The sequence below is a fragment of the Marinobacter sp. THAF197a genome (assembly GCF_009363275.1).
GTDB lineage: Bacteria > Pseudomonadota > Gammaproteobacteria > Pseudomonadales > Oleiphilaceae > Marinobacter.
Map to the genome: position 1 here is coordinate 695,310 of NZ_CP045324.1, position 18,541 is coordinate 713,850.

The 18,541-nt window shown below is 56.5% G+C and carries 12 protein-coding genes; 11 read left to right on the top strand and 1 reads right to left on the bottom strand.

The window, feature by feature from the left end; genetic code table 11:
• Positions 1-54 precede the first annotated feature (54 nt).
• A complete protein-coding gene (locus FIV08_RS03205) occupies positions 55-1,320 on the top strand; it encodes a malic enzyme-like NAD(P)-binding protein (RefSeq protein WP_061332389.1) in 1,266 nt (421 codons plus the stop codon).
• A gap of 92 nt (positions 1,321-1,412) precedes the next feature.
• Here FIV08_RS03205 and FIV08_RS03210 read toward each other — a convergent pair whose 3' ends face one another.
• Complete coding sequence (locus FIV08_RS03210) at positions 1,413-3,941, bottom strand: penicillin-binding protein 1A (protein ID WP_152437316.1); 2,529 nt, start codon at positions 3,939-3,941, stop codon at positions 1,413-1,415.
• 238 nt (positions 3,942-4,179) lie between these two features.
• On the opposite strand from FIV08_RS03210, the gene FIV08_RS03215 reads away from it, so the two are divergent.
• The 10 genes from FIV08_RS03215 (at position 4,180) to FIV08_RS03260 (ending at position 18,516) form a co-directional block, all read left to right on the top strand.
• Positions 4,180-5,244 (top strand): pilus assembly protein PilM, encoded by a 1,065-nt coding sequence (locus FIV08_RS03215; protein ID WP_152437317.1) that lies wholly within the window; start codon positions 4,180-4,182, stop codon positions 5,242-5,244.
• Positions 5,244-5,807, top strand: coding sequence for a PilN domain-containing protein (locus tag FIV08_RS03220; RefSeq protein WP_106693178.1), 564 nt, complete (start codon positions 5,244-5,246; stop codon positions 5,805-5,807). The genes FIV08_RS03215 and FIV08_RS03220 overlap by 1 nt, the downstream gene beginning before the upstream one ends.
• Entirely contained in the window at positions 5,807-6,418 is a 612-nt protein-coding gene (locus FIV08_RS03225; protein WP_072678328.1) for a type 4a pilus biogenesis protein PilO, read from the top strand. Before FIV08_RS03220 ends, FIV08_RS03225 begins: the two co-directional genes overlap by 1 nt.
• A 2-nt stretch (positions 6,419-6,420) precedes the next feature.
• Positions 6,421-6,963 (top strand): pilus assembly protein PilP, encoded by a 543-nt coding sequence (locus FIV08_RS03230; protein ID WP_061332384.1) that lies wholly within the window; start codon positions 6,421-6,423, stop codon positions 6,961-6,963.
• A gap of 18 nt (positions 6,964-6,981) precedes the next feature.
• Positions 6,982-9,096 carry a type IV pilus secretin PilQ gene (gene pilQ, locus FIV08_RS03235; protein WP_152437318.1) on the top strand — a complete coding sequence of 705 codons (2,115 nt, stop codon included), beginning with the start codon at positions 6,982-6,984 and terminating at the stop codon, positions 9,094-9,096.
• Positions 9,097-9,219: 123 nt separating this feature from the next.
• On the top strand, positions 9,220-9,804 hold the full coding sequence (gene aroK, locus FIV08_RS03240) for a shikimate kinase AroK (RefSeq protein ID WP_138438137.1): 585 nt from the start codon (positions 9,220-9,222) through the stop codon (positions 9,802-9,804).
• Positions 9,779-10,867 carry a 3-dehydroquinate synthase gene (gene aroB, locus FIV08_RS03245; protein ID WP_152437319.1) on the top strand — a complete coding sequence of 363 codons (1,089 nt, stop codon included), beginning with the start codon at positions 9,779-9,781 and terminating at the stop codon, positions 10,865-10,867. The genes aroK and aroB overlap by 26 nt, the downstream gene beginning before the upstream one ends.
• A 43-nt stretch (positions 10,868-10,910) precedes the next feature.
• Entirely contained in the window at positions 10,911-12,392 is a 1,482-nt protein-coding gene (locus FIV08_RS03250) for an AAA family ATPase (RefSeq protein WP_152437320.1), read from the top strand.
• Between the two features lie 178 nt (positions 12,393-12,570).
• Entirely contained in the window at positions 12,571-17,019 is a 4,449-nt protein-coding gene (gene gltB / locus FIV08_RS03255; RefSeq protein ID WP_152437321.1) for a glutamate synthase large subunit, read from the top strand.
• A 78-nt stretch (positions 17,020-17,097) separates the two neighbouring features.
• A complete protein-coding gene (locus FIV08_RS03260; protein WP_152437322.1) occupies positions 17,098-18,516 on the top strand; it encodes an FAD-dependent oxidoreductase in 1,419 nt (472 codons plus the stop codon).
• Positions 18,517-18,541 lie beyond the last annotated feature (25 nt).

An 18,541-nucleotide genomic window follows, 5' to 3' on the forward strand; every position in this document is an offset into this window, starting at 1 on the left:
TTGGGCGAGCCCCGGCGGTTATTACCTTTAAACGTGACAAACGGAACAGTGGCAATGTCTCAAGATCTGAAAGAAGCAGCCCTTGAATATCACGCCAAACCGCGGCCGGGTAAGCTGAGTGTTGAAATCACCAAGCCAACCCAAACTTCCCGCGACCTTTCCCTGGCGTACAGCCCCGGGGTTGCCGAACCGGTCCGCGAGATCGCGAAGGACCCCGAGAACGCATACAAGTACACAGCCAAGGGTAACCTGGTAGCTGTGATTTCTGATGGTACTGCGATCCTGGGTCTGGGTAATCTCGGCCCCTTGGCAAGCAAGCCGGTAATGGAAGGCAAGGGCGTACTGTTCAAGCGCTTTGCTGGTATTGACGTGTTCGATATCGAAGTCAATTCCGAAAGCCCGCAAGCGTTTATTGAAACTGTAGAGCGTATCGCGGATACCTTCGGTGGTATCAACCTCGAAGACATCAAGGCACCGGAGTGCTTCGAGATTGAGCGTGCGCTGATTGAAAAGTGCAACGTGCCCATCTTCCATGATGACCAGCACGGTACTGCCATCGTGACTGCAGCTGGCATGATCAATGCCCTTGAGCTGCAGGGTAAGAAAATTGAAGAGGCAAAGGTGGTTTGTCTGGGCGCCGGTGCGGCTGCCATTGCCTGCATGAAGTTGTTGATCAGCTGCGGTATTCGCTCTGAAAACATTTTCATGCTCGACCGCAAGGGTGTGATCCACTCTGGTCGTGACGATCTGAACCAGTACAAAGCGATGTTCGCAAACGAGACAGACAAGCGCACACTGGATGACGCCATTGACGGCGCCGACGTGTTCCTGGGTCTGTCTGGTCCGGACCTGTTGAGCGCTGAGCAGCTGGCGAAGATGGCTCCGAACCCGATCGTATTCGCGTGCTCCAACCCGGATCCGGAAATCAGTCCGGAAGTGGCTCTGGCTACCCGCGATGATCTGATCATGGCAACCGGCCGTTCGGACTATCCGAACCAGGTGAACAACGTTCTGGGCTTCCCGTTCATTTTCCGTGGCGCGCTGGACGTTCGTGCAACCGCCATCAACGAGGAAATGAAGGTGGCTGCTGTTCACGCCATCCGTGAGCTGGCCAAGGAGCCTGTGCCCCAGGAAATCTGCGCCGCCTACGGTGTAGACAGCCTGGAATTCGGCAAGGAATACATCATTCCCAAGCCGATGGACGTTCGTCTGCTTGACGTAGTGCCTGCTGCGGTTGCCCGTGCTGCCGTAGACTCTGGCGTGGCGCGCAATCCGTACCCGGCGCACTACCCGCTGAAGTCCATGGACGACATCATCTGATCTGGATGTAGTTGTTCGGCTTCAACAAAAAACCGGCGGAGATCCCGCCGGTTTTTTTGTGTCTGGCCATTGCTGGGCTCGCCTGCACTGGATCAGAAAATCTGTCCGGGCAGGCTGTCAGAGTCATTGGCGCCTGACCCGTTGCCGTTGGTGTCCTGTGATAGCGGCGCTGGGGCGTCTTCCTCTTTGAAAATTTCAAACGTGCCATCTTCTCCAGGGCGCGCCCGTTCGCCGGTTCTGGGGTTGATGCGGATGCTCACAATCCCGTTGGGTCTTGCCATGGTAGATTCGGGTACGCCTTGCATGGCGGTTTTCATGTAGTCAACCCAGATTGGCAGGGCTGTGCTTGCGCCAAACTCCCGTCGGCCGAGGGGGGCTGGCTGGTCGAAGCCCACCCATACGGTTGTTGCCACGTCGTGATTGAAGCCGGCAAACCAGGTGTCTTTCTGTTCGTTTGTGGTGCCGGTTTTGCCGGCCAGGTCTTGGCGATTCAGCGCCAGTGCGCGGCGACCGGTGCCGCGACGGACCACGTCCTGAAGAATCGTGTGCATGATATAAACCGAGCGTTCGTCGGCCAGGCGTTTCATCACGCGTTTTTCCGCAGACTGCTGGGCGCTTGCCGGCAACAGAATGCCATCCGTTTCCGGTGTGTCGCTGTTGCTCGCTGTGAGCGGGCCTTCACTGGCGTTATCGGTCAGTTGCTGTTCGCAGTCGCTGTCGCAAAGCTCGGTTTCAGGTGCCTCGTAGACAACGGTGCCATCCGGTTCCTGGATGGTTTTAATCAGGTACGGTTCTACGTCATAGCCGCCGTTGGCAATAACGGCGAAGCCGCGCGCCAGCTCCATTGGCGTGAGCTGGCCTGCCCCGAGGGACAGAGACAAGTTGGCTGGCATGTTGGTGGTCGGGATCTTCAGTTGGTCCAGATAGTTCAGGGTTTGGCGGATGCCAAGATCCCTCAGTAGTCGAATTGAAACCAGGTTGCGCGAGCGATAGAGGCCTTCCCTGAGTGTGGTTGGGCCGTAAAACTGGCCCGATGAGTTCTGGGGGCGCCAGGCGCCTTCGAGCTCTGAGTCCTCAAATACGATGGGCGCATCATTGTAAATGGTTGCAGGCGTGCGGCCGTTCTCCAGGGCAGAGAGGTACAGGAATGGTTTGAATGTAGAGCCCGGCTGGCGGTTAGCCTGGGTTGCCCGGTTGTATTTGCTCTGGCTAAAGCTGTAACCGCCGGCAAGGGCCTCAATGGCGCCGGTTTTTGCCGACAGAGAAATCACTGCGCCTTCCACTCTTGGGGCCTGAGAGAGCGCAACCTGTAGTTCAAGCCGGGGCTCGTTGCTGTCAGTTTCAGGGTTCTGCTCCTGTACTTGGGGCAGTTGCGCCACCTTCACGTAGACCACGTCGCCAACACTGACTACATCGGACGGCTTTTCTGGGGCTGGTCCCGTCAGGTTCTCTGTGCGGTATCGCTTAGCCCAGGTCATCGTTTCGAAGTCCATTTTTCCCGGGCCGAGGTGGCGGGTGTGAACCCTTGCTGCGCCCTCATCATCGTTGACTGAGGTGATCACTGCAGGGATGAGGCCTTCTACCCTCGGGTAGTTGAGTAGCTGATTGGATAGCTCTGCTGCAGACATGCCGGCAGCGTCAAACTGGCCGATGGGGCCCCGGAAGCCGTGACGCCGATCGTAGTTTTCAAGGCCGGTGCGGAGGGATTCCGTTGCCGCTTGTTGTTTGATTCCGTCAACGGTCAGCGTTACGCTGTAGCCATCATTGTAGGCGGCTTCACCAAAACGGCGAACCATTTCCGTTCGTGCCATCTCGGCGACGTAATCGGCGTCTACCTCGGCTTCCCGCATGTTATAGGTGGCGGTGAGGGGGGCATTGGTTGCGTCTGACCAGTCTTCCTGTGTGATGTAGCCGAGATCCCGCATTCTTCCAAGAATCCAGTTTCGGCGTATCAGTGCTCGCTCAGGGTTGGCCAGAGGGTTGTAGGCAGAAGGCGCCTTTGGCAGTCCAGCCAGCATGGCCATCTGGGCAAGGGTGAGCTCGTTGACGGGTTTGTCGTAATAGACCTGGGCGGCGGCGGCGATGCCGTATGCGCGGTTGCCCAGGTAGATCTTGTTCAGGTACAGCTCCAGGATCTTGTCTTTATCAAGTTCACGTTCGATCTGAAGAGCCAGAAGTATCTCGTTGAACTTACGAATAAAGGTGCGGTCGCGTGACAAAAAGTAATTTTTTGCAACCTGCATGGTGATCGTACTGCCGCCGGACTGGATGCTGCCGGTGGACACCAGTTCGATGGCAGCCCGCGTCAACCCTTTGATGTCGACTCCGAAATGGTCGTGGAATCGGGCGTCTTCCGCGGCCAGAAAGGCTTGTAACTGAATTGTAGGGATCTGTTCGATTGTGATCGGTGCCCTTCTCTTTTCGCCGAATTCTGCTATTAATCTGTTGTCTGCACTGTATACCCGAAGCGGCGTCTGAAGTTTTACGTCCAGCAGCTGGTGAACAGGAGGCAGACTGGGCCGAAGGTATAAATAGAAGGCCGAGGCTATAATAATGGCGACACTCAGGCCGGTGAGCAGGAACCAGGCGAAAACACGAGATGTGCGCAGCAAATGAGACATTTTTTTCTGACAACAGTTGGATATAGGTCTATTATTTGAGAAATTGCTTTAGGAAGGTTGAGTTGCTTCACTGAATGCAAGATCTCTTGAATAACAAAGAGCCTGCATTGTAGACGGAAAACTTGAAGAATTCTCTTACATAAAAAACACATAAAGCGTCTCTGTCATGATTGCCGTATCAGGGATTGGTTCAGAGGCGCCTTAGCCGGGTGCATTAAACCAGGTATAGGGTGAGCGCGTGTTCGGATTGCTAGGAAAAAAATCCAGTGCAGTGCTGGGCGTGGATGTCAGCTCCAGCTCGGTCAAACTTCTGGAACTGTCAAGGCATGGCGACCGTTACAAGGTTGAAAGCTATGCGGTTGAGCCGTTACCGGCCAACGCAGTTGTCGAGAAAAACATCACTGATGTAGAAGCGGTGGGTGAGGTGCTCAAGCGAGTGGCCTCTAAATCCCGTACCGGCGTTAAGCAGGTTGCCGTGGCTGTGTCAGGTTCTGCAGTTATCACCAAGCTCATCCAGATGGATGGCGGCCTCAACGAATTCGAGATGGAAGACCAGATCACCCTCGAGGCCGATCAGTACATCCCGTATCCGCTGGATGAAGTAGCTATCGATTTTGAGGTGCAGGGTCCGTCTGAGTCGAATCCGGACCAGGTCGACGTGCTTCTGGCTGCGTGCAGAAAAGAGAACGTGGATATCCGTGAGGACGCTCTCGAGATTGCCGGCCTGACCACCAAGATTGTCGATGTCGAAGCTTATGCACTGGAAAGGGCGTACAAACTGATCGAACCCCAATTGGAGTCCCAGGGCGAAGAGCTGGTGGTTGCCATCGTCGATATCGGCGCAACCATGACCACGCTGAGTGTGCTGGCTGAGGGCAAGACAGTTTATACCCGAGAGCAGATTTTCGGGGGCAAGCAGCTTACTGAGGAAATTCAGCGCCGCTACGGCTTATCACTTGAAGAAGCCGGCCTGGCCAAGAAGCAGGGCGGGCTCCCGGACGACTATGAACCGGAGGTGCTTACCCCCTTCCGTGAAGCGGTTGTGCAGCAGGTTGCACGCGCTCTCCAGTTTTTCTTTGGTGCCAGCCAGTACAACGCCGTTGATTACGTCGTTCTTGCGGGCGGTACGGCATCCATTCAGGGCCTGACCGAGATGGTGGAGGAGAAGACCGGCACGCCAACTCTGGTTGCGAATCCATTCGCCGACATGGCCGTGGGTTCCAGAGTGAATGCATCAGCCCTGAGCAATGATGCTCCATCGTTGATGATTGCCTGCGGCCTGGCAATGAGGAGTTTCGACTGATGGCAAAGATTAACCTCAGACCATGGCGTGAGGAACTGCGAGCCGAGAAGCAGAAGCAGTTCGTGGTCATGATCCTTGGCGCAGCTATTGTGGCGGCTGGCCTGGCATTCCTCTGGAAGTCGGATATGGACAGCCGGATTGCTTATCAGCAATCCCGAAACGCCTATATTGAAACCGCTGCAAAACAGCTTGACCAGCAGATCAGAGAGATCGAGAACCTCAAGCGCCAGCGCGATGAGTTGTTGGCTAGGATGCAGGTAATCCAAGATCTCCAGGGCACACGTCCGGTCATCGTTCGGGTGTTTGATGAGTTGGTTCGCACCTTGCCTGATGGCCTCTTCTACACCGATCTGAAGCGGACGGGAGAACGCATCGAAATCGTGGGTATGGCGGAGTCGAACAGCCGTATATCCAATCTGATGCGTCAGTTTGATGACTCTGACTGGTTCACAAATCCCAATCTCACCAATGTGGCTGCAGCCGACGCTCGTCGTGCAGGTTACAGCCAGTTCAACCTGTCTGTTCAGCAGCAGACACCAGAGCCCGAAGGGGAGGATAATTAATGAGCCTCGCGGACTCACTCAAGAGCTTGAACGAATTTGATATCAACGACCTCGATATCAATAACGCCGGTATCTGGCCTGCACCGATAAAAGCGATTGTTGCTCTGATTATTTTTGGCCTGATTCTTGGCGGCGGATACTGGTTCTTTATCAAGGATCAGTATGCCCAGCTGGACAGGGTCGAGCGCACCGAGCAGGAGCTCAAGCAACAATATGAGCGTAAGGCCTATCAGGTGGCCAACCTTGACGTGTTCAAGGCTCAAATGGCCGAGATGGAAGAGACGTTTGGCGCGCTGGTACGCCAGTTGCCCAGCGAGACTGAGGTGCCAGGCCTGCTGGAGGACATTACCAATACCGCATTGGGTAGTGGTCTGTCTCTGCAGCAAGTAGCGCTGCAGCCTGAACAGCGGCGGGATTTCTATTCGGAGCTGCCGATCAATATCCGGGTGTCTGGTGCGTATCACGAGCTGGCAACGTTTGTCAGCAGTGTGGCAAGTTTGCCGCGGATTGTGACATTGCACGATTTAACCATTCAACCAATTGGCGGAGATGGTGAGCGGCTTGATATGCAAGTTGTTGCACGTACCTACCGCTACCGGGCTGGAGAGTGAGCATGACAGGAAAGCATGCGGGAAAAGCCTGGCTGGGGGTGTGTCTGGCGTCTTTGCTGACGGCTTGTTCCCAGGGCAACGGTTTCTCGGATCTGGACAAGTTCATGGCCGATACCCGGGCCAAGCCCCGGGGGCACGTAGAGCCCCTGCCAGAATTCAAGGCCTACGAGGCGTTCAGTTATTCCGCGGCAGATCGCCGGGCCCCCTTTGAGCCGCCTGTCGACGTTCAGTTGACCATGGTGGACGAGCAGCCGATCAGTGATGTTGAGCCAGACCTCGACCGGCCGAGAGAGGTTTTGGAGAACTTCGATCTTAAATCTCTGACCATGGTTGGTACGCTTCAGGGGGTCGGCGGCGGATTGTTTGCATTGATTCGTGATGGCAGTGGCGGCATCCACCGGGTGCGAAGCGGAAATTATATGGGGCAGAACTACGGCCGGATTGTCGGTATCAGTGAAACCCGCATTGAATTGATTGAAATCGTTCCAAATGGCCGGGGTGGCTGGGTCGAGCGCCCGCGTTCCCTGTCTTTGGATGAAGGATAAGGCCGGGAGCGATATAGGATGAACGAAAAAAACATGCACGAACAAAATGGTTTAAGGTCGAGGCTAGCGATGTTCAAAAAACTCAATGTCTGCGTGGGCGTGATCGCCATCGGGTTATGGACCAGCCTGGCCAGCGCGGTCACGCTGGAAGACGTGTCGTTTTCGTCGCTGCCGGGAGAACGCCTGGAAGTGACCATGAAATTCGACGGGCCACCGCCGGAGCCAACCGGTTACACGATTGAGCGCCCGGCGCGCATCGCCGTGGACCTCAAAGACACCACCAGTGGGCTTAACCAGCGGAGCATTCCGCTTGGATCTGGCAACGCCCAGAGCGTGACTGTGGTGGAAACCAAAGATCGCACACGGCTGATCTTTAACCTGGTCGAGCTGGTGCCGCACGATACCGTTCGCCAGAACAATTCGTTGGTGATGACCATTGGTGGCGCCAGTGGCGCGCCGACGGTGACAGCAGGAGCCCAGCAGAGCAGGACCGGAACAACCAATGCCTCTGCAGCCAACGCCTTGGCTGGCGTTGACTTCCGTCGCAGCAAAGAGGGTGAAGGGCGCGTTATTGTTGATCTGGGTAGTGCGTCGGCTCCGGTGAACCTGTCTGAACTGGCCGGTCGCATTCGCCTGACCATGCCGGGCCTTGAAGTGCCTGTGGATCTCCGTCGCCGTCTCGACGTGACTGACTTTGCGACCCCTGTTACCCGCATTGATACCTTTATTGAGGATGGTAACGCTGTTGTTGAGATTCGCCCGGAAGGAAACTACGACTACATAGCGTATCAGTCTGGCCGTGAATTCACCGTGAGCGTGGAACGCATCTCGGAAGAAGAGGCAGAGACCCGTCGCGAAGAGAAATTCCCGTACACCGGTGACAAGCTGTCCTTGAACTTCCAGGACATTGAAGTACGTTCGGTTCTCCAGTTGATTGCCGACTTTACCGGGCTGAACCTGGTGGCCAGTGATACCGTTGGTGGCAGCATTACCCTGCGTTTGCAGAATGTACCCTGGGATCAGGCGCTTGATCTGATTTTGAAGACCAAAGGTCTGGACCAGCGTCAGATCGGCAACGTTCTGCTGGTGGCTCCGGCAGAGGAAATCGCCGCCCGTGAAAAGCTTGAGCTCGAGACCAGTAAGCAAATTGCGGAACTGGCCCCAGTGCGCCTTGATATCATTCAGGTGAACTACGCGAAGGCGGCCGATGTTGTGGCGCTGATTCGCGCGGATGAAGAGTTGATCTCCTCTCGTGGCTTTGTGTCTTCAGACGTCCGCACCAACACGATTAGCGTTCGTGAGACGCAGCAGAAGCTGGAAGAGATTCGTCGCCTTGTCGGCACTTGGGATGTGCCTGTACGGCAGGTGTCCATCGAAGCCCGAATTGTTCGCGCGCAGACCAATGTGGCTGAGAATCTCGGGGTTCGCTGGGGTGGTGCGGCTTACGATGTCAGTGGCAATGATGTCATTAGTATCGGCGGATCGTTGGGTACCCTTCAGGAGGCGCGTGATGCCGCAGCCGGTGGTGGTGGTGGGATTTCGTTCCCCGGCGCCCTGGGAGTCGATCTGGGAGTTTCTGGCGACGGTGCCTCATCCTTTGCCATTGGCTGGGGTAGTGACGACTTCCTGATCGACCTTGAGCTTTCTGCTCTGGAAACAGACGGTCGCGCCGAGGTTGTCTCTCAGCCACGCGTGGTGACAGCAGATCGCCAGAGTGCGTCCATTAAGTCAGGTGAGGAGATTCCCTATCAGGAAGCGACCTCCAGTGGCGCGACTAACGTTGAGTTCAAGGAAGCGGTTCTTTCACTGGAGGTAACCCCGCAGATCACTCCGGATGACAAGATCATCATGGACCTGGTGGTAAACCAGGATTCCCGGGGCGAGGTAACGGCTGGTATACCCTCTATCAACACCAACTCCGTGACCACGCAGGTCTTGGTAGCCAACGGCGAAACTGTTGTATTGGGCGGTATCTTCCAGTCGGAAGTGGCTACACAAACCACCAAGACGCCGTTCCTGGGGGATATTCCCTACCTCGGTCGCCTGTTCAAGCGCACGGAACACATCGATGAGCGCAGCGAATTGCTGATTTTCATCACACCCAAGATCATCAAGAACGACTTGATTCAGTAATCGCTCCGCACGCAAAAAGCCGCCGCTAACCCCGGCGGCTTTTTTCTTTGTGTCGGCCTCTGGCTTATGGAATGTCTTACCCTGTGCTATTCTCACGCGCTTGAACCCTGTTGAGCGGAAATTATGTCTTTGCCCGAACGTGTTGTCCTGGTCGGCCCTATGGGAGCCGGAAAAAGTACGATTGGCCGTATGCTCGCCAAAGAGCTGGGTTATCGTTTTCTTGATTCAGACCGGATAATCGAAGAGCGGTGCGGAGCCAATATTCCCTGGATATTCGATGTCGAGGGAGAAGACGGATTCCGGCAGCGCGAAACCGCCATGCTGGATGAGCTTTCAGAAACGCGGTCAACGGTATTGGCGACCGGAGGTGGTGCGGTGATGCGCCCGGAAAACCATGCATTGTTGAGGAAAAATGCAGTGGTGATCTATCTCAAAACGTCGATTGAGCAGCAGGTAGAGCGCACCCGAAAAGATCGAAATCGTCCTCTGCTTCAGAACGATGACCCCGAGGGTGTGTTGAGAAGGCTGTTCGCAGTCCGGGACCCGCTATACACCAAGCTCGCTGATATCGTGATGTTCACCGATCGCAAGAGTCCAAGATTGGTGGTGCGCCAGCTGGTGAATCGAATCAATCCGAAAACCCCACGACATAAACGGCAGAGACGGAAAGAAGGTCGTCAACATGTACCAGGTACTCAAAGAGCTTAACGTAGAGCTGGGTGACCGCAGCTATCCCATCGTTATTGGTCAGGGGTTGCTGGGGGCTTATGATCTGACACCCTGGGTCTCCGGCAGTCAGGTGATGATTGTTACCAACGAGACGGTTGCACCTTTGTATCTTGAGCGCGCGAAGGCTTGCTTCCCAGGAAAATCGGTTGATGTGGTCACGCTTCCGGATGGCGAGAAGTTCAAGGATTGGCAGACCCTTAACCTGATTTTCGACCGGTTGCTGGAGCGCCGGCACTCCAGAAAAACAACACTTGCTGCCCTGGGCGGCGGCGTCATCGGGGATATGGCGGGGTTTGCAGCGGCCTGCTATCAGCGGGGCGTACCATTCATCCAGATGCCCACTACCCTGCTTTCCCAGGTGGATTCATCCGTTGGCGGTAAAACCGGGATCAATCACCCCCTTGGCAAAAATATGGTTGGTGCTTTTCATCAGCCCAACATCGTCCTGATTGATACCGATTCCCTGACCACACTTCCTCCCAGGGAGGTGTCGGCCGGGCTTGCGGAGGTTATCAAGTACGGCCTGATTCGTGATGTGCCTTTTCTGGAGTGGCTGGAAGCGAACATGGATGCGTTGGTCCGGCTGGAGCCCGAAGCAATAGGAGAGGCCATTTTCCGTTCCTGCCAGTGCAAGGCAGACGTTGTGGCGGTTGATGAGAGGGAAGGGGGCTTGCGGGCCATCCTGAATCTTGGCCATACCTTTGGCCATGCGATTGAAACCTACGCAGGTTACGGCAACTGGCTCCATGGCGAGGCTGTTGGAACAGGGATGATGATGGCATCTGACCTATCGTTGAGGGAAGGTATGATCAGTGCCAGCGATCATCAGAGAGCGGTGGCGTTGATTTGCCGCGCGGGATTGCCCGGGCGGGCCCCGAAAGGCATGACGCCTGATGATTTCATGTCGCTGATGGCCGTTGATAAGAAGAATGTGGATGGCAACCTCCGGTTGGTATTGATGAGGGCCTTGGGGGATGCCTTCGTAACGGCTGATGCCCAGCCCGATAACCTTAGAAAGACCTTGTTGGAATTTATCGATTGATCGTCGTATCACGCGGTGATTGAGCAACAGGCAGGGATGAGTTGTGACCCAGGATAACCTCAATGCGATAGACAGTGGCGGATTGTTTCCGCGCCTCCAGCAACGCTACGGCTTGCGAGACAACCCGCTGGAGATGGAGACACCGTTCTTCCCGGACGCCATGCGCCATCATGCATTGGAGTCATTGCGTCATTTGTGTGGGTTTGGCGACATGGCGCTGCTGCTCACGGGTGCACCCGGTGCTGGAAAAACGCGAATACTCACAGAGTTGGTTCGAAGCGAATCCTCCCGGCTCGATTTCCATCGCATTCCGACAGCGGCTTTGACGAGTACTCAAGCTTTGGCTCGGGATCTCCATAAAATCGCTGGCTCGGGCTTGCCGGGAGATTTAGAGCCCCGCGAACTGGTTTACCAGTTTTTCAGGTGGTCTCAAGCGCGTGCCCAGCGTGGCCGGCGCCTGGTGTTGCTTCTGGATGATTCTGACGGAGTCGCGCCAGAGTTGCTGAATCTGTTGCTATCTGGATTTCTGGCGGCTGATCGGTCATTGGCCGCAGCCTTGGTATTCTCGGGTGCCGAGGGGCTCGAGGAGCAGTTTCGGGCCGAGGATCTCTCCGTTCACATCCATCATATCAATCTCCCAGCATTAACCCGTGATGACGTTTTCGCTTATCTTCAGCCTCGGGTTCATAGGGCTGGTGGCAGGCAGGATGAATTGCTTTCTTCATCGCGCCTTAAGCAGCTTCATGCTTTGAGTCAGGGCAGTTTCGGCCGACTGAAGCGCGTTGCACCAGGTATCTGGCTCGACATGGTTACGCCACAAAGCCGAGCCGCAGCCCGTAGCTGGCCTCCCCTTGCATCACTGCGTTGGCCTGCCTTGGCACTGGTGATATTGCTGGTGTCGTGGTGGTTCGTGGCACGGCAATATGACGAATCGGTCGCTGGCGCAGGTGGGTTGGAGGCTCCGAAAGAGACAGTTCGAAGGAGCATTACTATAGGGCCCGAAGCAGCGCGAGAGGCGGCTGAAGAGCCTACCGCTGATGCGCGGCCGTCGCCAGAGTTACCGCGCCAGCAGGAACCGGAAAACCTGGCGTTGACAGGCGTCAGTGCCGCAGTCGAAACTGAGCCAGAGCCAGAGCCAGAGCCAGAGCCAGAGCCAGAGCCAGAGCCAGAGCCAGAGCCAGAGCCAGAGCCAGAGCCAGAGCCAGAGCCAGAGCCAGAGCCAGAGCCAGCGTTCACTCCGGCAAGACCGAAGAACTTTGTGCCTTTGGCGCAGTTGCAACAACGTGAAGGCTGGACTCTCCAGCTTGTCGCCGGTCATCAGGAGCGTACGATTTTAAATGTTCTTGATCGCCAGCCAGACAACCCCCAATTGAGCTATACCCTCGGAGAGCGCCTGGGTCAGCCCTGGTTTATGTTGGTGTATGGCGAGTATCCAAGCCGTGAATCCGCCCGGGAAGCCTCCGGACGGTTGCCCTCTGCTTTGGGAATTACTGAGCCCTGGGTGCGGTCCTTCGAAAGCTACTAGGCGCACTATTTTGGTGCATTTCCGGCCTGTTCTAGCGGTAAAACAGCGAAAAAAATTGTATACGTAGTTTCACGTGTGTAAAATCGCTTCCCCCTTTTTTTCGGTGTCAGTACGTTTTGTGCACTAAGTTGGTGCGCTTCGGGCTGGCGAGAAAGCATTTACACGCGAGAGAACGCTTATGACAACAGGCTTGTATCATCCCGATGAGTTCAGGGACAACTGTGGTTTTGGCCTGATTGCCCACATGAAGGGCGAGGCGAGCCATAAGCTGTTGCAAACGGCCATCGAGTCATTGACTTGCATGACCCACCGTGGAGGCATCGCTGCCGATGGCAAAACCGGTGATGGTTGTGGGCTTCTTATTCAAAGTCCCAAGGCCTTCCTCTACAAAGCTGCTCAGGCGGCATTCGGGAAAAAACCTGGAGACTTATTTGCAGTCGGCCAGGTTTTTTTAGCCCGGGACGAAAGCCAGGCGGCCGCCGGTCGTGCTGCGGTTGAGAAAAACCTCGTCGATCAGGGGTTGGAAATCATGGGCTGGCGAGAAGTGCCCGTGGACGACAGTTGCCTGGGGCCAATGGCGCTGGATTGTCTGCCCAGGATTGAACAGGTTTTTGTTGAGCCGGGCGGAAAAACCGAGCAGGAGTTTGCCGTTGCGCTGTTTGTTGGTCGCCGCCATGCTGAGCGGGAGATGGCGGACGACTCTGAGTTTTATATCTGCAGCTTGTCGCATCGCACCCTTGCATACAAAGGCCTGATGATGCCGGCGGATCTCGCCAACTTTTATAAGGATCTGGGTGATCCGGATCTGCAAACCGCCATCTGTGTGTTCCACCAGCGGTTCTCCACCAACACCATGCCCAAGTGGCCGCTGGCCCAGCCGTTCCGGTTCCTGGCCCATAACGGTGAGATCAACACCATCGACGGCAACCGTAACTGGGCGATCGCACGCGCGGCCAAGTTCAGCTCACCGGACCTGCCAGATCTGCAAACCCTGCAGCCGCTGGTTAATCTGACCGGCTCGGATTCATCCAGCATGGATAACATGCTGGAGATATTGCTGGCCGGTGGCGTCGACCTGTTCCGTGCCGTGCGGATGATGATTCCGCCGGCCTGGCAGAATGTCGACACCATGGATTCCCAGTTGCGGGCGTTCTATGAATACAACTCCATGCATATGGAGCCCTGGGATGGCCCTGCCGGCCTGGTTATGTCTGATGGTCGTTACGCCCTATGTATGCTCGACCGTAACGGCTTGCGCCCGGCTCGCTGGGTCATCACCAAGGACGACTTTATTACCCTGGCATCAGAAGTGGGCACCTACGGCTACACGCCGGATGATGTGGTTGCCAAGGGCCGTGTGGGCCCGGGCCAGATGCTGGCGATTGATACCGAGTCTGGTGAGGTGCTGCACACTGCAGACATCGACCAGCGCCTGAAAACCGCGCAGCCCTACAAGCGTTGGTTGAAAGACAACGCCCTGCGGGTGGAAACCACGCTGAACCAGGCCACCCCTGAGTTCAAACTGATGGAGCCGGACGAACTTCTGGTTCATCAGAAGATGTTCAATATCTCCTTTGAAGAGCGCGACCAGGTGTTGCGCCCGCTGGCTGAAAGCGCGCAAGAAGCTGTGGGCTCCATGGGTGACGATACGCCGATGGCCGTGCTGTCCAGCAAGGTGCGGCATGTGGCGGATTATTTCCGCCAGAAGTTTGCCCAGGTCACCAACCCGCCTATCGACCCGCTGCGCGAAACTATCGTGATGTCGCTGGAAACCTGCTTGGGTGCGGAGCAAAACGTCTTTGAGGAGACCCCTGAACACGCCAACCGGATTATTCTGACAACCCCGGTGTTGTCGCCGGCCAAGTTCCTCAAGCTCAGCAATAACGATCGCCCGGGCTTTGAAGTGGCCAGAATTGCCATGAGCTACCGACCGGAGGAGGGCCTTCACGAAGCGGTTCGCCGGATGTGCGATGAGGCTGAAAAGTCGGTCCGCGACGGTAAGGTGCTGCTGATTCTGAGCGACAAGGACCTGGTGGAAGGCGAGTTGCCTGTAAACGCCATGATGGTGACCGGTGCTGTGCACCACCACCTGGTTGAGCGGGGCCTGCGCTGCGATTCCAACATCATTGTGGAAACTGGCTGGGCCCGGGATCCCCATCACTTCGCCGTACTGTTCGGCTTTGGTGCCACTGCGGTTTATCCGTACCTGGCCTATCAGGTCCTCAACGATCTGATTCGCACCGGTGAGCTGCTGATGGACCCGATCGAGGCCAAGAACAACTATCGTAAAGGCATCAACAAGGGCTTGTTGAAGATCCTGTCGAAAATGGGAATCTCCACCATCACCTCCTATCGCGGAGCCCAGCTGTTTGAAGCCATCGGTCTGGCCGATAACGTTGTGGATCTGTGCTTCAAGGGTGTGCCTAGCCGTATTCAGGGGGCGGACTACTTTGACTTCCAGCAGGATCAGGAACAACTCGCGGCCGTTGCCTGGAAACCCCGCAAGCCTCTGTCTCAGGGTGGTTTGCTCAAATACGTTCACGGTCAGGAGTACCACGCTTTCAACCCGGATGTGGTTGCCAAGCTTCAGGATGCCGTGATCAGTGGCGACTACGGCCACTATCAGGAATACGCCTGCCTGGTGAACGAGCGCCCGGTGGCTACCCTGCGTGACTTGTTGGTATTCAAGAAGGATATCAAGCCCATTGATCTCTCCGAAGTTGAGCCGGTTGAGAATATCTTCCCCCGGTTTGATTCCGCGGCCATGTCCCTGGGTGCTTTGTCTCCGGAGGCCCACGAGGCGCTCGCGGTGGCTATGAACACCCTGGGTGGGCGGTCTAACTCCGGTGAGGGTGGTGAAGACCCGGCCCGCCATGGCACTAACCGCCGTTCGAAGATCAAGCAGGTTGCCTCTGGCCGATTTGGTGTCACCGCAGAGTACCTGCGCAGCGCCGATGTGATGCAGATCAAGGTAGCCCAGGGCGCCAAGCCCGGTGAGGGCGGCCAGTTGCCTGGCGGCAAGGTGAATGACCTGATCGCTCGCCTGCGTTATTCCGTGCCGGGTGTGACCCTGATTTCTCCACCGCCCCACCACGATATCTATTCCATCGAGGATCTGGCGCAGCTGATTTTCGATCTGAAGCAGGTGAACCCGGAAGCCCTGGTGTCGGTGAAGCTGGTGTCCGAACCTGGAGTAGGCACTATCGCCGCCGGTGTGGCAAAGGCCTATGCCGACCTGATTACCGTATCTGGTTACGACGGCGGTACTGCGGCCAGCCCGTTGACCTCGATTCGCTATGCCGGCTCGCCGTGGGAGCTGGGCCTGACCGAAACCCAACAGGCCCTGAGGGCAAATGACCTGCGGGGCAAGATTCGCCTGCAGACAGACGGTGGCATCAAGACTGGGTTGGATGTTGTTAAAGCAGCGATTCTGGGCGCTGAAAGCTTCGGCTTCGGTACTACGCCAATGGTGGCCCTGGGTTGTAAATACCTGCGGATCTGTCACCTGAACAACTGTGCCACCGGTGTTGCTACCCAGAACGATTACCTGCGGGAAGAGCACTTCAAGGGCACCGTTGAGATGGCCATGAACTTCTTCCGTTTTGTCGCGGAAGAAACTCGCGAGTGGATGGCCAAGCTGGGTGTTCGCAGTCTTGAGGAATTGGTTGGCCGTGTCGATCTGCTTGAGCGCCTGCCGGGCAATACTGAGCGCCAGAAAAAGCTGGATCTGACCCGTCTGCTGCAGAATGATCACATCCCGGCGGACAAGCCCCAGACATGTCAGGTTGAGCGCAACCATCCGTTCGACGAAGGCCGCCTGGCGGAGCAGATGGTGAAAGATACCGCTGCAGCTATCGCAGAGAAGTCCGGCGGCGCCTGGAGCTACAAGGTTACCAACTGCGATCGCTCCATTGGTGCGCGGCTGTCTGGCGAAATTGCAGCGCAGTACGGTAACCAGGGAATGGTGGATGCACCGATCACCCTGGATCTTACCGGGACCGCAGGCCAGAGCTTTGGTGTGTGGAACGTGGGTGGTCTGAACCTGATTCTTGAAGGCGATGCCAACGACTACGTGGGCAAGGGCATGACTGGCGGCAAGCTGGTTGTTAAACCGCCCCGCGGCAGCGACTTCAAAACCCAGGAAACATCCATCGTGGGTAATACCTGCCTGTACGGCGCGACAGGGGGCAAGCTGTTTGCCGCTGGCACAGCCGGTGAACGCTTTGCGGTTCGTAACTCTGGTGCCCATGCGGTGGTAGAAGGGGCCGGGGACCACTGTTGTGAATACATGACCGGCGGCCTGGTGACCGTTCTCGGTTCCACCGGCTATAACTTCGGTGCCGGCATGACCGGCGGCTTCGCCTATGTGCTGGACCTGGACAACACCTTCGTGGACAAGTACAACCACGAACTGGTTGAGATCCAGCGCATTTCGCGGGAAGACATGGAAGCCTACCGGAATCACCTGCGTGGTGTGATCCGGGAGCATATTTCCGAAACCGGAAGCGCCTGGGCGGAGCACCTACTTGAAGATTTCGACGATTACATCGGCCGCTTCTGGCTGGTGAAGCCAAAGGCTGCGAACCTGCGCAGCCTGCTGGCCAGCACCCGTGCCCGCCCGGAATAAGGCTGGGCAACGCAAAGGTTGATGGGCTGCGCCAGCGGGCGCAGCCCCCGTCGAAATTGAGCTGATGAGAGTAGCAACATGAAAGAACGTCTCAACAATGACTTTCAGTTTGTGGAAGTTGGGCGGGTAGACCCGAAGAAGGTGCCTGCCAAAAAGCGGAAGAAAGAATTCGGTGAGATCTATCACCCGTTTACCGAAACCCATGCGGCATCTCAGTCTCACCGCTGCCTGGCTTGCGGTAACCCCTATTGCGAGTGGAAATGCCCGGTACACAACTATATTCCGAACTGGCTGAAGCTGGTGTCTGAAGGCAACATCATGAAGGCCGTGGAGTTGTGCCACCAGACTAACTCCCTGCCGGAAGTGTGCGGCCGGGTGTGCCCACAGGATCGCCTGTGTGAAGGTGCCTGTACCCTGAACGATGGCTACGGCGCGGTAACCATCGGTTCAGTGGAAAAATACATTACCGACACGGCCTTCGCGCTGGGTTGGAAGCCTGATATGTCCAATGTGAAATGGACAGACAAAAAAGTGGCCGTTATCGGCGCCGGGCCCGCTGGCCTCGGCTGTGCCGATATCCTGGTGCGTAATGGCGTCAAGGCGGTGGTTTTCGATCGTTACCCTGAAATTGGCGGTCTGCTGACCTTCGGTATTCCCGAGTTCAAGCTGGAAAAGTCCGTGATGTCCCGGCGCCGTAAGGTGTTCGAGGAGATGGGCGTGGAATTCCGTCTGAACACCGAGGTGGGTAAAGACGTCCAGGTGAAGAGCATCATGGAAGAATTCGACGCGGTGTTCATGGGCATGGGCACCTACACCTACATGAAAGGCGGCTTCCCGGGAGAAGAATTGCCGGGCGTCTATGATGCTCTGCCGTTCCTGATTTCCAATGTGAATCGCCGTCTTGGGTTCGAGAAAAAAACGACAGACTTCATCGATATGAAGGGCAAGCGCGTGGTGGTGCTGGGTGGTGGTGATACCGCCATGGACTGCAACCGCACCTCCATTCGTCAGCAGGCGGAGAGCGTCACCTGTGCCTACCGTCGGGATGAAGCCAACATGCCCGGTTCGCGCCGGGAAGTCGCAAACGCCAAGGAAGAAGGTGTGAAGTTCCTGTTTAACCGGCAGCCTATCGCCATCATCGGTGAAGACCGTGTTGAGGGCGTCAAGGTGGTGTCTACCCAGCTGGGAGAACCGGACGAAAATGGCCGTCGCCGCCCTGAAGTCGTGCCGGGTAGTGAGGAAGTCATTCCTGCCGATGCGGTACTGGTGGCGTTTGGTTTCCGGCCGAGCCCCGCTGACTGGTTCGGTGAACACGAGGTGAACACCGATGATTCCGGTCGCGTTGCAGCGCTGGAGGAAGCCGAGTTCCCGTTCCAGACCAGCAACCCCAAGATCTTTGCCGGTGGCGATATGGTGCGCGGCTCTGATCTGGTGGTCACCGCCATCTGGGAAGGTCGCCAGGCTGCGGAAGGCATTCTGGACTACCTCGACGTATAACTCTGAGTTGATCAGAGTCAGAAGG

Bases quoted from the DNA above. Each gene is read 5' to 3' on its own strand.
- FIV08_RS03260 (WP_152437322.1), top strand. From the start codon at position 17,098: ATGAAAGAACGTCTCAACAATGACTTTCAGTTTGTGGAAGTTGGGCGG.
- FIV08_RS03220 (WP_106693178.1), top strand. From the start codon at position 5,244: ATGGCAAAGATTAACCTCAGACCATGGCGTGAGGAACTGCGAGCCGAG.
- gltB (WP_152437321.1), top strand. From the start codon at position 12,571: ATGACAACAGGCTTGTATCATCCCGATGAGTTCAGGGACAACTGTGGT.
- FIV08_RS03225 (WP_072678328.1), top strand. From the start codon at position 5,807: ATGAGCCTCGCGGACTCACTCAAGAGCTTGAACGAATTTGATATCAAC.
- aroB (WP_152437319.1), top strand. From the start codon at position 9,779: ATGTACCAGGTACTCAAAGAGCTTAACGTAGAGCTGGGTGACCGCAGC.
- FIV08_RS03205 (WP_061332389.1), top strand. From the start codon at position 55: ATGTCTCAAGATCTGAAAGAAGCAGCCCTTGAATATCACGCCAAACCG.
- aroK (WP_138438137.1), top strand. From the start codon at position 9,220: ATGTCTTTGCCCGAACGTGTTGTCCTGGTCGGCCCTATGGGAGCCGGA.
- pilQ (WP_152437318.1), top strand. From the start codon at position 6,982: ATGAACGAAAAAAACATGCACGAACAAAATGGTTTAAGGTCGAGGCTA.
- FIV08_RS03230 (WP_061332384.1), top strand. From the start codon at position 6,421: ATGACAGGAAAGCATGCGGGAAAAGCCTGGCTGGGGGTGTGTCTGGCG.
- FIV08_RS03210 (WP_152437316.1), bottom strand. From the start codon at position 3,941: ATGTCTCATTTGCTGCGCACATCTCGTGTTTTCGCCTGGTTCCTGCTC.